General features: G+C 53.3%; 11 protein-coding genes. 6 read left to right on the top strand and 5 right to left on the bottom strand.

The features are described from left to right. Positions 1-150: 150 nt before the first annotated feature. The gene (gene ahpC / locus YERSI8AC_RS15305) at positions 151-714 is read right to left on the bottom strand and encodes an alkyl hydroperoxide reductase subunit C (protein WP_022522772.1); all 564 of its coding nucleotides are present in this window, start codon (positions 712-714) and stop codon (positions 151-153) included. A 387-nt stretch (positions 715-1101) separates the two neighbouring features. Between ahpC and YERSI8AC_RS15300 the strand changes: the two genes are divergently transcribed. The 4 genes from YERSI8AC_RS15300 to YERSI8AC_RS15285 all read left to right on the top strand — a co-directional run bounded on the left by YERSI8AC_RS15300 (position 1102) and on the right by YERSI8AC_RS15285 (position 5292). Continuing rightward, positions 1102-2205 carry a polyamine ABC transporter substrate-binding protein gene (locus tag YERSI8AC_RS15300; protein ID WP_022522773.1) on the top strand — a complete coding sequence of 368 codons (1104 nt, stop codon included), beginning with the start codon at positions 1102-1104 and terminating at the stop codon, positions 2203-2205. A gap of 101 nt (positions 2206-2306) precedes the next feature. Beyond that, positions 2307-3488 (top strand): ABC transporter ATP-binding protein, encoded by a 1182-nt coding sequence (locus tag YERSI8AC_RS15295; RefSeq protein WP_022522774.1) that lies wholly within the window; start codon positions 2307-2309, stop codon positions 3486-3488. Positions 3489-3556: 68 nt separating this feature from the next. After that, positions 3557-4465: an ABC transporter permease subunit gene (locus YERSI8AC_RS15290; protein WP_022522775.1), complete on the top strand. Its 909-nt coding sequence runs from the start codon at positions 3557-3559 to the stop codon at positions 4463-4465. Next, positions 4465-5292, top strand: a complete 828-nt coding sequence (locus YERSI8AC_RS15285; protein WP_022522776.1) for an ABC transporter permease subunit — start codon at positions 4465-4467, stop codon at positions 5290-5292. Before YERSI8AC_RS15290 ends, YERSI8AC_RS15285 begins: the two co-directional genes overlap by 1 nt. 6 nt (positions 5293-5298) lie before the next feature. On the opposite strand, the gene YERSI8AC_RS15280 is transcribed toward YERSI8AC_RS15285, so the two are convergent. After that, the gene (locus tag YERSI8AC_RS15280) at positions 5299-5508 is read right to left on the bottom strand and encodes a CPXCG motif-containing cysteine-rich protein (RefSeq protein WP_022522777.1); all 210 of its coding nucleotides are present in this window, start codon (positions 5506-5508) and stop codon (positions 5299-5301) included. Positions 5509-5658: 150 nt separating this feature from the next. Here YERSI8AC_RS15280 and YERSI8AC_RS15275 point away from each other — a divergent pair, with 150 nt between their 5' ends. Further along, on the top strand, positions 5659-6087 hold the full coding sequence (locus YERSI8AC_RS15275; RefSeq protein ID WP_022522778.1) for a DUF3617 domain-containing protein: 429 nt from the start codon (positions 5659-5661) through the stop codon (positions 6085-6087). A 140-nt stretch (positions 6088-6227) separates the two neighbouring features. Here the strand turns inward: YERSI8AC_RS15275 and YERSI8AC_RS15270 are convergent, their stop codons facing one another. Both YERSI8AC_RS15270 and YERSI8AC_RS15265 read right to left on the bottom strand, forming a co-directional pair. After that, positions 6228-9350 carry an efflux RND transporter permease subunit gene (locus tag YERSI8AC_RS15270; protein ID WP_159177015.1) on the bottom strand — a complete coding sequence of 1041 codons (3123 nt, stop codon included), beginning with the start codon at positions 9348-9350 and terminating at the stop codon, positions 6228-6230. Then, positions 9350-10432 (bottom strand): efflux RND transporter periplasmic adaptor subunit, encoded by a 1083-nt coding sequence (locus YERSI8AC_RS15265; RefSeq protein ID WP_138800513.1) that lies wholly within the window; start codon positions 10430-10432, stop codon positions 9350-9352. Before YERSI8AC_RS15265 ends, YERSI8AC_RS15270 begins: the two co-directional genes overlap by 1 nt. Before the next feature lie 136 nt (positions 10433-10568). Here YERSI8AC_RS15265 and YERSI8AC_RS15260 point away from each other — a divergent pair, with 136 nt between their 5' ends. Then, on the top strand, positions 10569-11753 hold the full coding sequence (locus tag YERSI8AC_RS15260) for an NAD(P)/FAD-dependent oxidoreductase (RefSeq protein WP_022522781.1): 1185 nt from the start codon (positions 10569-10571) through the stop codon (positions 11751-11753). A 184-nt stretch (positions 11754-11937) separates the two neighbouring features. Here the strand turns inward: YERSI8AC_RS15260 and YERSI8AC_RS15255 are convergent, their stop codons facing one another. After that, entirely contained in the window at positions 11938-13746 is a 1809-nt protein-coding gene (locus YERSI8AC_RS15255; protein WP_159177014.1) for a sigma-54-dependent Fis family transcriptional regulator, read from the bottom strand. Positions 13747-13878 lie beyond the last annotated feature (132 nt).

Below are 13878 nucleotides of genomic sequence, written 5' to 3'. Positions count from 1 at the left end.
CAGACGTATTAAATACACGCGTGTGACGGCGCTAATCATTAATAATTTAAAACTGTTTTAAAACAGAACGCCCGGGCGAAACCCGGGCGTTGAACCTGCACGCTCTTGCGCCACGCAAATAAGAGCAAGCGCGTGAAAGCCGTAGGCAGTTTAGATTTTGCCTACGAGATCCAGCGAGGGCGCGAGTGTTTCTTCACCTTCTTTCCATTTAGCCGGGCACACTTCGTTCGGGTTGGCACGAACGTATTGAGCGGCTTTCACTTTACGCAGCAGCTCTTCGGCGTTACGGCCAATGTTGCCAGCGTTGATTTCGACAATTTGGATTTTACCGTCGGGGTCGACAACGAAAGTGCCGCGCTCAGCAAGACCCGCTTCTTCAATCAACACTTCGAAGTTACGTGAAATCTGCAGCGTCGGATCGGCGATCATTGGGTACTGCAGCTTGCCGATGGTCTCAGAGCTGTCGTGCCATGCTTTGTGAGTGAAGTGGGTATCGGTCGAAACGCTGTAGATCTCAACGCCCAGCTTCTTGAACTCGGCATAGTGATCGGCCAAATCGCCCAGCTCAGTGGGGCAAACAAAGGTAAAATCGGCGGGGTAGAAGAAGAAAATAGACCACTGGCCTTGCAGATCAGCTTCACTTACGTCGACGAATTCGCCATTCAGGTAAGCAGTGGCTTTAAACGGTTTTACTTCAGTGTTGATCAAGGACATTCAGATAATCTCCAGTTGTCATGAGTGAAGGGTTTATAAAGTAGTGCTAATGCTAACGGCTAGCGACTAATGTCTAAAATTAAAAAAAGCCATCTAGCCAATAGTATTGCCCTATTGGCGTACCACAAGATCCTGTTTTACTGGCTACTTAATGGGGTCGGTAGGGCAAAATACAAGAATTTTTCACATTGGCTTGCGGTAGGCGTCACTGCACCGCAAAATTCGCACGGTCAGTAATATGGCCTACGCTATTGTTAGCCGCTGAGGGCTGTTGCCGGCAGCAGCAGGGCGCACTTGGTATGAAGACACTTGGCAAAACATTTGGCTGAATTGTTTAGTGAATGCTGAATTGTTTAATGACTAGTTGAGACAACAGGAGCAGTGATAATGGGGAACATCCACAAACTTTCCGCGGCCGTTGCGGCTATCTCATTCGCCGCAGCGGCTAGCGCTGCCCACGCTGAAGAGGTGCGGGTATTTAACTGGTCAGACTACATTGCCCCGGAAACGCTGGAAAAATTCACCGAGCGTACCGGCATTGAAGTGACTTATGACGTTTATGACAGCAATGAAATTTTGGATGCCGCACTGCTCGCCGGGCGTTCCGGCTACGATGTGGTGGTACCTTCTACCTACTATTTTACCCGCCAAGTGAAAGCCGGTGTTTTTCAGCCGCTCAACCATGAGTTACTAACCAATTTAGACAATCTCAACCCCGAGCTGATGGCCAACCTGGAAACTATCGACGCCGGTAGCGAATACTCGGTTCCCTATATGTGGGGCACCAATGGGATCGGCTATAACGTTGACCGGGTAAAAGAAATTCTGGGTGATGACGCGCCGGTAGATAGTTGGGCACTGCTGTTTGATCCTGAAATAACCGCTGCATTGAGCGAAGCGGGCTGCGGCTTGTCGATGCTGGACTCTGCCGATGAAATGCTCTCGCCCGCCATGGCGTACCTGGGGTTTGATCCCCTGAGTGAAAATCTGGACGATATTGAAGCGGCTGGCGAACTGATCGCCGACGTTCGCGACGACATGACTTATTTTCACTCTTCCCGCTATGTGTCCGATCTGGCGAATGGCGATATCTGCGTGGCCGCTGGTTACTCGGGTGATGTTTTCCAGGCCGCTGATCGTGCTGAAGAAGCAGGGCGAGATTTCACCATCGCCTATAGCATTCCTAAAGAAGGCGCCGCGCTCTGGTTCGACATGATGGCAGTACCCGCCGATGCGCCTAATACTGAAAACGCTCACGCCTTTATCAACTTTATTCTTGACCCGGAAATCGCTGCTGAAATTACCGAGTACGTGCGTTATGCCAATCCTAACGCGGCGGCCGATGAGTACCTCTCTGATGAAATCATCAATGACCCGGCTATTTACCCAGAAACCGAGGTCATGCAAAACCTATACGTGCAGGCTGAAAAGCCTCAAGATGTGCTGCGTGCCCGTACGCGCATTTGGAACCGCGTAAAGTCTGGTCGTTAAACCGACGTTTATCCGACGGCGAGCCTGGAGTTAATTCTCTATGGCTCGCTGCTCGTCTTTTTTAATGCCCGGATTGCCGGGCCTTTTGATGGGAGTGGCGAATGGTCACTACGCCCCTGTCGAACGAGCCTTCATCTGCTTCGCCAATCACTCCTTCTTCGTCGCGCCCCCAGGGTAAAACCCCGCGGTTTGCTGAAGATGTGGTGCTGGAAGTAAAACGCTTAAGCAAGCGGTTTGATGATGCGCTGGCGGTGGATGATGTCAATTTGCAGGTTAAGCGCGGAGAAATTTTCGCGCTATTGGGTGGTTCCGGGTCAGGTAAATCAACCCTGCTGAGGATGTTGGCGGGGTTTGAAACTCCTTCTGAGGGCCGTATTTTATTAGACGGTGAAAATATCACCGCTATGCCTCCGCACAAGCGGCCTATCAATATGATGTTCCAGTCCTATGCGCTATTTCCGCATATGACGGTGGCGCAGAATATTGCCTTTGGCTTAAAGCAGGACAAGCTCCCCAAAGCGGATATCGACGCTCGCGTCGCGCAAATGTTGAAGCTGGTGCATATGGAGCGCTTTGCCAAGCGCAAACCGCATCAACTTTCTGGCGGTCAGCGCCAGCGTGTAGCACTGGCGCGTTCGCTGGCCAAGCGGCCCAAACTGTTACTGTTAGACGAGCCCATGGGCGCACTGGATAAAAAACTGCGCACTGAAATGCAGCTTGAAGTGGTCGAGATCATCGAACAGGTGGGCGTTACCTGCATTATGGTCACTCACGACCAGGAAGAGGCTATGACCATGGCCGACCGCGTGGCGATCATGGCCGATGGCTGGATCGAGCAAATAGGCTCGCCGATCGATATTTATGAAAGCCCGGTGAGCCGCATGGTGGCGGAATTCGTCGGTACGGTGAATCTGTTTGAAGGCGAGATTAGCGAAGATGCTGCTGACCACTGCCGCATCGTCGCTCCCGCGCTCGAGCGGCCCATCTATATTGACCACGGTATTACCACCCAGGCGGTAGATCGGCGGGTTTGGGTCGCGCTGCGTCCTGAGAAGATTTGGCTTACCCGTGAAAAGCCTACTACGGAGTACAACTGGGCCGCTGGCAAGGTGGATGATATTGCCTATTTAGGCGGTTTCTCGCTCTACTACGTGCGCACTCAATCGGGCCAAATCATTAAAGTCAGTATGGCCAATACAGAGCGTCGCGGTGATCGACCCACCTGGGAAGACAGTGTGTATGTCTACTGGGAAGATCACAGTACGATTGTTTTGAACCGCTAGCGTCTTGAGCTGCTAACGTTTTGAATTGCGATAGTGGCGCATTCCTTACCGCGAGGAGACTGCCTTTAATGAAGTTATCTCGTTTTTCAGCACTGCTCAAACGCTTGCAGCTGGGGCGCCGAGCAGTGATTGCGTTTCCGCTCGTGTGGCTGACGCTGTTTTTTTTACTACCCTTTGCGCTGGTGCTCAAAATCAGCCTCTCCGAAGCGGCGATTGCGATTCCGCCCTATGGCCCGCTGCTTGAGTACGTCGATCAGACGCTGCATGTCTTTCTTAATCTGGGCAATTATCTCTTTCTGCTCTCAGATTCATTATACATAGCCGCCTATTGGGGCTCGGTGAAAACGGCGTTTATTGCCACGCTGGCCTGCTTGTTGCTCGGTTATCCGATGGCGTATGCCATGGCCCGAGCCCCGGCCCGCTGGCAATTGTTGTTACTGCTGCTGGTCATGCTGCCGTCATGGACGTCGTTTTTGATTCGTGTCTATGCCTGGATGGGAATTCTAAGCAACAGTGGGTTAATCAATAACCTGTTGATAGGGATTGGCCTGATTGATTCGCCGCTGCGCATGATGAATACCCAGTTTTCAGTAACTATTGGCATTGTTTATGCCTACTTGCCGTTCATGGTGCTGCCGCTATATGCCCACTTAACGCGCATGGATAACTCGTTGTTAGAGGCCGCTGCAGATCTTGGCTCGCGCAAGTTCAATACCTTTATCAAAGTCACCTTGCCGCTCTCTACGGGCGGCATTGTGGCCGGTTCGATGCTGGTGTTCATACCTGCGGTAGGGGAGTTTGTGATTCCTGAACTGCTGGGAGGCCCTGATACGCTAATGATCGGCAAAGTGCTGTGGGAGGAGTTCTTTCTCAACCGCGACTGGCCCGTGGCGTCGGCGCTGGCCATGGTGATGCTACTGCTATTACTGGTGCCGATAGTCTGGTTTCATCGTTACCAGTCCAAGGAGCTTGAATAATGAGCATGCGACGGCCGAGCTTCTCAACGGTCATGCTGGTGCTTGGTCTGCTGTTTCTTTACCTGCCGATGTTTGTGCTGGTGGTGTATTCGTTTAATGCATCGAAACTGGTCACGGTGTGGGCGGGGTTTTCCACTCAGTGGTACGGCGAGCTGTTTCGAGATCAGCAGATTTTGTCGGCGGTATGGACGAGCCTGCGCATCGCGTTTTTCGCGGCCAGCATGGCGGTTTGCCTGGGCACCGTGGCAGCCTTTGTAATGACACGCTATGGTCACTTCCGGGGCAAAACGGCGCTGTCGAGTATGGTCACAGCGCCGCTGGTGATGCCCGAAGTCATCACCGGTCTTTCGCTGCTGTTGCTATTTGTGCAGATGGCGCAGATTACCGGCTGGCCAGCCGACCGGGGTATGGCAACCATTTGGATTGCTCACACCACCTTTTGCAGTGCCTATGTGGCTGTCGTGGTGGCTGCGCGGCTGCGGGAAGTGGATCACTCCATTGAAGAGGCCGCCATGGATTTGGGTTCACCTCCAGTGAAAACCTTTTTTTCTATCACGCTGCCGATCATTACCCCCGCGCTGGCTGCAGGCTGGCTGCTGGCGTTTACCCTCTCCCTGGATGACCTGGTGATCGCCAGCTTTGTTTCCGGGCCAGGGGCCAATACGCTGCCGATGGTGGTGTTTTCGTCGGTGCGTATGGGGGTGTCGCCGAAGATCAATGCGCTTGCTACCTTGATCATCCTAACGGTCTCGCTGGCGACGCTGTTGGCGTGGTTTTTTATGCGGCGTAATGAGACCCGGCGGAAGGCTGCTCTACGAGACGTTTAGATCACGCTATAGCACGTCGTCATCGCGCCCGGCGACGACGCTTTCAAGTTCTCCGGTCACCGGTGAGACGATGATCTGTAGCTGGATGGGCGCGCAGCATTGATGGCAATCCTCCCAGGTATCATGGCTGCCCTGTGACGTATCAATCAGAAAGGTCAGCGGCGAATCGCAGTATGGGCAGTGGAAGTCATAATTGACCAGGGCGTCGTCTTGCATTGTTGGCTACCTTGTATAGCGGATGCGCTAAATCAGTTTCTTACCCAATGAGTAGTGTAGCAGTGTGGTCGTCGGGTAGGGCATCGTAGGATTGAATCAGGTAGGATATCCCAGGATTTAAGTTCCCAAAGCAACGCAGCGAGAGTAGCGATGATGTTACGTAACATGGCAGTAGCGGCCCTAGTGGCCTTTCCGATGGTCGCGTTGGCTGAAACCCCCAATGTCACCGCTGGTGAGTGGGAGTTTGTGAGCAAAACCAGCGTCACCGGCGAAATGGAAATTCCGGATCAAACGGAAACCGAGCGCCAGTGTATTAGTCAGGAAGAGCTTGAGGGAGCTGAATTTGGCTTCATCGAGGAAGAAGAAGGCTGCGAGCTGCTCGACCAGGAGCTGAATGCGGATGGTCTCAGCTACAGCATGGTGTGTCGCGCTGAGGGTGGCGAAGCCACCATCGATGGCGAAATGCGTTTTATGGGCGAGCGTATCGAAGGCAGCGTCGATATCCTTACCCAGTCCCCCATGGGTGAGCTGAGCATGAATACCGTGATTGAAGGCGAGTATCTTGGCGAGTGTGAGTAATCGCTAGCTCTCTTTTCAAAGGGTGCCAACAGGCACCCTTTTTCATTGAGGTCGTCATTGCGAGGAGCGCAGCGACGCGGCAATCTCAAGCGTGCGGTGGCCTCTAAAAACCAGATTGCTTCGCTGCGTTGGCAATGACATCAGTCAGATGTTGCGTTAGCTATTTCCGCCTCTAATCGCCTTTTCACTGCCCCGGGCGAACCGGTGTGGCGTGCCAGCAAGTCGTAAGCCACAGGCACCACAAACAGCGTAAACAGCGTTGCTGAGCCGACGCCCGCCATAATCACGGTGCCGATGACCAAGCGAGACTCAGACCCCGGCCCTGTCGAGACAATCAGCGGAATGGCGCCGGCCATGGTGGTCACGGCGGTCATTAAGATGGGTCTTAAGCGCGTTACAGAGGCTTCAATCAACGCCGAACGGAACGCTTTACCCTCATCGCGCAACTGGTTGGCAAACTCGACAATTAAGATGCCGTTTTTCGCCGCTAGTCCAATCAACAGCACCAAGCCTACTTGGCTATAGATATTAAGCGATTGACCGCTTAGTAGCAGGGCGAGTAGCGCACCGCTCATCGCGAGCGGCACCGTAAGCATTATCACAAAGGGGTGAATCAGGCTTTCGAACTGCGCTGCTAACACCAAAAAGACCACAAGCGCGCCCAGTATTAACAAGAACGCGGTGGCGCCACTGGCTTGCTGGAAGTCCCTTGAGGCGCCTGCCACATTGGTTTGCGCCTCTTCCGGCAGTAGCTCCGCGGCGCTCTGCTCTAAATAGGTCAAAGCTTCGCCAAGGGGGTAGCCATCCGCCAGGTTGGCTTCAATGGTAATCGCCCGTATACGGTCAAAGCGGTTCAAAGTGCTGGCGCCAGCAAAGTCGGAGAGGGTGACCAAACTGGCCAGGGGGATCAGCTCACCTGTGCGAGCGGATCGAACCTGAATGTTATCCAACGCCCTCGGGCTGTTTTGACTGCCGCGGTCACCTTCCAAAATGACGTCGTACTCTTCACCATCATCAACATAGCGAGTGACGTTACGGCCACCTAACAGTACTTCAAGCGTTCTGCCGATCTCGGTAACAGTAACGCCCAACGAAGCGGCACGCTCGTAGTCAATATCGACTCTTAGCTGTGGCTGGGTTTCGTTGTAGTTGCTCTCTAGTGCCATCAAGCGCGGGTTGTTTTCGCGCACATGATCGATCAGCGTATCGCGCCAGTGGGCAAGCTCTTCGTAAGTCCCGCCGCCCAGCACAAACTGCACCGGCTTCTGGGTACGCTGCCCAAACCCCTGGCGCATCACCGGGAAGGCTTGTACCCCCGGCAACGTACGCAGCTTTTCGCGTACTTCGCCCATGATCTCCCAGGCACTGCGTCGACTGCCCCAGTCGGCCATATTGACGATAATAAAGCCGCTATTGAAATTCTCTATGTTGCCGTAGCCACGGGGGGCGCGAACGACTACGCGCTCCAACTCACCGCTCTCCACCAGTGGCGTCATCCGCGCTTCGATCTCATCCATATAATCCATCATGTAGTCGAAGGTGGCGCCTTCAGGGCCATTCACTAATACGATAAAGTTACCGCGATCCTCTTGAGGCGTGTATTCGTTGGGCAGTACCGTGGCCAGCCAGGCGGTGGCGCCAATCAATAATACAAACGCCGCGACCACCAGCCAACGCATTTTGAGCATCCATTCTAACGTGGCCTGGTAGCGGCGTTGTGTGCCGCTGAGCAACCACTGCACGGCTTTGCCAATCCGGCTGTCGTGCATACCAGGCTTAAGAATTTTAGACGCCATCATCGGCGTAAGCGTCAGTGCCAGCAGCGTAGAGACTACGACCGCGGCGGCCATGGTCAGCGCGAACTCGGAAAATAGTCGGCCAATATCGCCTTGCAACATACTGAGTGGCAAGAAAACCGCCACCAACACCAGAGTGGTGGCAATGACTGCAAAGGCGATTTGCCGGGTCCCGCGAAAGGCGGCGACTAGCGGCGTCTCGCCGTAGTCGTGCATACGCCGGTTAATATTTTCAAGCACGACGATGGCATCATCGACAATCAGACCGATCGCCAGCACCAGCGCCAGCAGAGTTAGCAGGTTAATTGAGAAATTCATCGCGGCCAGAGCAGTAAAGGCGCCAATAACGGCAATCGGAACGGTCACCGCGGGTACCAGGGTGGTGCGCAAATTGCCCAAAAACATAAAGATCACCACCACCACCAAGCCCATGGCGATAAACAGCGTCATAACGACCTGCTCAATCGCTCCGGAGACGAACAGCGAGGCGTCGTAGTTCAGGCTCAGTGACATCCCTTCAGGCAGCGTACCTTGCAGGCGTTCAAGTTCGACCTGAACGGCTTCAGAGAGCTCTATCACATTGGCCGTCGACTGCATGATCATACCCAGGCCGACCATGGGGATGCCGTTAGAGCGGAAGACAGAACGATCCTCCACCGCGCCGACCTCTACTCTTGCTACGTCAGCAAGGCGCACCAGATAGCCGTTTTCCTCCTGGTTTTGAGGAGAGCTGAGGGCGAGGCGCTGAAAATCTTCGGCACTGGCAAAACTACGGGGGAGGCGGACAATAAACTGCCGATCCTTGGATTCAAGCGAGCCTGCCGGTAGCTCTACGTTCTCTGCCCGCAGTGCGTCTTCGATATCGCTAACGGTGAGTCCCCGTGCGGCCAAGGCATTGCGATCCAGCCACACGCGCATGGCGTAGTCACTGCCGCCGCCGACACGCACCCGTGCTACCCCTGGCTGAACGGAGAGGCTGTCGACCAAAAAGCGGTTAGCGTAGTCGGTTAGCTCAGTAATGGAATAGTCGTTTCCGGAAAGGCTTAACCAAACCACCACTTCTTCGCTGCTATCGGCTTTGGTGACCTCTGGGTTGTCAGCGTCGTCGGGTAGGTTGCGCAGCGCACCGGAGATGCGGTCGCGAATATCATTGGCGGCGGCATTGATATCCATATCAATGCCAAATTCGATCTCGATCTGAGAGCGTCCATCCTCGCTTTGCGAGGTAATCAGCTCAATGCCTTCAACGCCAGCAATGCGGTCTTCTAATACTTGGGTAATCCGTGTTTCGACGACGCTGGCCGAGGCTCCGGGGTAGCGGGTATCGATGGTGACCACTGGCGGGTCGATGGTGGGGTACTCTTGCAGCGGCAGACGATTGAGTGCCAGCAGGCCAAAGGCAATAATCAGCGCCGCGATTACCATCGCCAATACCGGCCGCTGAACAGAGATATCCGATAAACGCATTAGCGGTCGGCCTCCAACAGCGCTCGTATACCGGTCTCGTCATCGGCGATCCCGATTAACCTGGCTTCTTGCCCGTCACGGGCCAGCTGTAGGCCATGAAAGACAATTAAATCGTTGGCGGCGAGTCCCTCGAGAATTTCCACCTCGCCATTGCGGCGCTCGCCTATCACCACTTCACGCCGTGCCAAGCGTGTGCTGCCTCCACTCTGTTCAATTAACATCACGAAGTGACGGTCACCGCTAGGCTCAATGGCCGCCTCAGGGATAACAACCGTATCGCGTACGTGCTGTTGAACGATCACTTCCATCAGCATGCCAGGCCGCAAGCGGCCATCGGTATTCTCGAGATCAGCGCGGACGCTTACGCTGCGCGTGACTGGATCCACCCGTGTGCCGATGGTGGCAATTTCACCGCTAAAGAGGGCGTCAGGGTAGGCGGCAGTTGTGGCATTGAGCATCAAGCCTGGTGAGAGGCGGTCGAGAAATACTTCGGGGACGCTGAAATCTAGCTGCATAACATCCAATTTATCGAGCGTCACCAGATCCATGCCTGGAGTGACCAGGGCGCCAACACTGATATTGCGAAAGCCGACACGGCCACTAAAGGGGGCTTTTATCTGGTAATTGGCCAACTCCGCTTCAATCGCTTGAATATCGGCATCTGCCTGGCGCAGCCGTGATTGGCTATCTTCTACATCGGCCCGAGCCGCCAGGTTGCGCTCTTGCAACTGGGAAGCGCGATTTGACGCATTACGCCGCTCTTCGCGAAGTGCCTGGGACGCCCTCAGCTGCGCCTGCTCCTCGGCATCCTCCAGACGAATAAGCAACTGGCCTTCTTCGACCTGTTCGCCGTCACGGAAATTGATCTCGGCAACGATATCCGTGACGGTAGCCGATAGTGTGACGCTCTCATCGGCACGGAGGGTGCCCAAGGCTTCTATTGGATCCGACCAGGTAGTCATGATCGCCCGGGTGCCTATGACTGACGGCGCCGATTGGGCGAGCGCTACGCTGGAAAGCAGAAGAGTGAGAGGCACGAGTGCGAGTTGCAACAGCCGTCGTTGATGAAAGGGCAAAAGCATAGTGTTCTCAGCGTTAGATAATATTTATACAGTTATTGTATATGGTAATTGTATCCGCATAATAATTTTTAAGTGCGACCCTGTTAGAATGCCTGCCTTTTACGACGGGAGTCGCTCTCAATATGAGCTGTCCATTATGATCTATGACGTTGTCATCATCGGTGCTGGCGCCGCAGGCTTAATGTGCGCAGCGCAAGCGGGCTATGCCGGAAAGCGGGTCTTAGTGCTTGATCATGCTAACAAAGCGGGCAAGAAGATTCTCATGTCCGGGGGTGGCCGCTGCAACTTTACCAATCTTGGCACAACGCCACAGCACTTTTACTCTTCAAACCCTTACTTTTGTATTTCGGCGCTCAAACGTTACCGCCCTGAGCACTTTGTTGAGCTGGTCGAGCGCCATGGCGTTGAACATGTTGAGAAAACGCCGGGTCAGCTATTCTGTGCAACCTCGGCTAAAGATATTGTCCATACGTTACTAACCGAGTGTGAGTGGGCTGGGGCTGAAATCAGGCTCAGCACCCAGGTTACCCGCGTGGAGCAACAGGGCAGTGCCATGCGTCTAACGACTTCGATAGGTAAAATCGATGCCGGGGTGGTCGTCATCGCGAGCGGTGGGCTTTCCATTCCGAGCATGGGCGCGACGGGTTTTGGCTACGACATTGCCCGTCAATTTGGTCTAGAGGTATTCGCTACGCGACCCGGGCTGGTGCCCTTTACCTTAAGCGATAGCTGGAAAGCGCGCGCAACTGAGCTCTCTGGTTTGAGCGTGCCAGTGGCTGTTAGTGCTGGCAGTCGCCGCTTTGTGGAACCCATGCTGTTTACCCACCGCGGCTTGTCTGGGCCGGCGATGCTGCAGATATCCAGCGTTTGGCAGCCAGGGGAGAGCATTAGTATCGATCTACTGCCCAATGAAAACGTGGCGGAATCCCTACGTGAGGCACGCCAAGAAACGCCTAAGCGTCAGCTCTCGACTTGGCTTGGCGAACGCTTTCCGAAACGCTTTGCGCAAGCACTGCTGGAGTGGTACCCCGACCATGACTTGGCGCGGCCCCTGGCCCAGTATGCTAATGCCGCATTGGATGAGTGGGCGCAAAGACTCAACGCTTGGCAACTGAAACCAGCAGGAACAGAAGGTTGGCGTACCGCAGAGGTAACCATGGGCGGGGTCAATACCGACGCGATTTCGTCCAAAACCTTTGAGGTTAAAGGCTTACCACAGTTGCGCTTTATCGGAGAAGTATTAGATGTAACGGGAGAGCTAGGCGGGTATAACTTTCAGTGGGCGTGGGCGAGTGGCGTAGCCTGCGGGCAGGCTGTTTAATAAGCTGATCAAAGATTTGCAAGTGCCGTAAACCGATACACTGGCTGTATTAAGCCTCTTGTGTTTTGGCGATGGGTTCAAGTTTAGGGGCTGTTGACGTTTCGCTTATGGCAGCGCTGAAAAGTCAACAGAGCCTAGGGCAATGCTGCCAAGAGGTCGGCTGGTAGGTCGATCAGGCGCTTCCTTACAAGTGCCGAAACAGACTAGGATCTAATCCAGCTTTTTGAATTCGATAGGCTAGCTTAGCTCTCGTTACGCCTAGTTCTCTGGCGGCCTTCGACACGTTGCCATCTGTTTTATAAAGTGCATTTGACAAAATTTCTGCCTCACTTCTCCGGTGACATTTAGCGCTCTTCTGCGTATCGTCAAGCTTACCCCGGCCCAATAGATCAGGCCCACTTGTGCCAGCCTCCAGTTCCCCTGTGGGATCAATATTGAGACCTGACTGACCAGGGGGGTTGAGTTTTGTGGCAAAGCCAACGTCATCAAACATATGAAACACATTGAGCGGTTCAGAATCTAGCGCGTTAATCACGCCACGTTCTATTAAATTCTGCAGCTCGCGAATATTTCCAGGGTAACTATAGTCTAAAAGTGCTTCACTAGCCTTTCGGGTGAGTCCTGGAATATTTTTTTTATAAACGTTTGAGTAGCGGTATAAAAAATGTTCGATCAATAAGGGGATATCATCCTGGCGTTCTCTAAGAGGGGGAAGGCGAATAGGAAAAACATTTAAGCGGTAATAAAGATCCTCTCTGAATAGTCCATTCTGCACTTCCTTGAAAAGATCTTTATTTGAGGCGGCAACAACCCTGACGTTAACTTGGATAGGGTGTGCTCCACCGACTCTTTCTATTTCGCCATTCTGCAGGGTGCGCAGAAGCTTACCTTGTGCCTCATAACTTAATGATGGAATTTCATCAAGAAATAGTGTGCCCCCATTGGCTCGTTCGAACCGACCCGGTCGACTTTTTTCTGCACCTGTAAACGCACCTTTCTCTACGCCAAACAGCTCTGCCTCAACCAATGTGTCAGGGATTGCAGCACAGTTAAGGGCGATAAAGGGGCCGTTTGCCAAGTTGCTTTTGCGGTGAAGCTCGTTAGCAAACAAGTCTTTCCCAACACCGGATTCTCCATTGAACAGTACCGTGGCTGGCGTTGGCGCGACTCTTTCGATCTTCTGCAAAGCAATACTGACGGCTGCTGAAATACCCACGATCTTTTGGGTATCTATTTTCTCACGGATAGAGGCAGGAGATGACGCTGTCGTCACGCCAGGGGTTTGTCGAGACGACTTACGCGCTCTAGGCGCAAGGTATTCTCCTGGAGTGAGCCAGCTAAGGTCATGGGTACTGCCTATTTCTTGGTTTGTCATCTCACCTACGATTCGGCAGAAAGAGCCGCCGCAGCCAGCACACTCCAACTCACGATATATCACTCGCTTACCGTAGAAAGCACTGGCGTAGCCGCTGGCATAACCTAGCTGCATCCAGCAAACCGGTTCACGTGATAGGCCGTACGCATTTATATGTTCGGCGGCCTCGATTGAACCATGCCAAAGGAACTCGGCATTGAAAATACCGTTCGGGATGTCGTGGTCGCGTCGTACCGTTTCGACTTTAACCATCCCCATGACTGCATGTAACCGCTCCCCCGCGGTCAACGCACCAGCTTCATCGTTTAGTGGCCAATGTTTTCGTACAAAAGCTGCGTCGGCAGATCCAGCTGAAAAACCTACGCGCATCAGCAAGCTGCATGCTCTAGAAAAGCCTAGTGATTCAATGATTTCCCTGCGCAACACACCAAATGCATTAGCCCCAAGTAGCACCATGCGGCGATCATCGAACCAAATTTTTCCATCGTTAGGGGTAAGGCGCAGCCTCTCTGTCAAATCACGTAAAGTGGGTGGGTCTCCATCATCAAGGCCTATCTTACAAGAACTCGCTTGATTGGGTTGCGTTGTCATTTTCGAAAGCATCATTTTTTTTGTCATGTCTTTCTCATTTTTTTATTAAAAATATTAAATTAATTAAATACTGGCGAGTCTTGTTCAATCCTTCAGTTGTACTTTAGTCGTCTCTAGTCTCTTAACCTCCTTTGAATAATAAGAATTTTACTTGATTTT

The organism is Halomonas sp. 113 (assembly GCF_904067645.1).
GTDB classification, from domain to species: domain Bacteria; phylum Pseudomonadota; class Gammaproteobacteria; order Pseudomonadales; family Halomonadaceae; genus Vreelandella; species Vreelandella titanicae.
The sequence above is the reverse complement of the archived record's forward strand: the minus strand, read 5'-3'. Positions and strand labels throughout refer to the sequence as shown.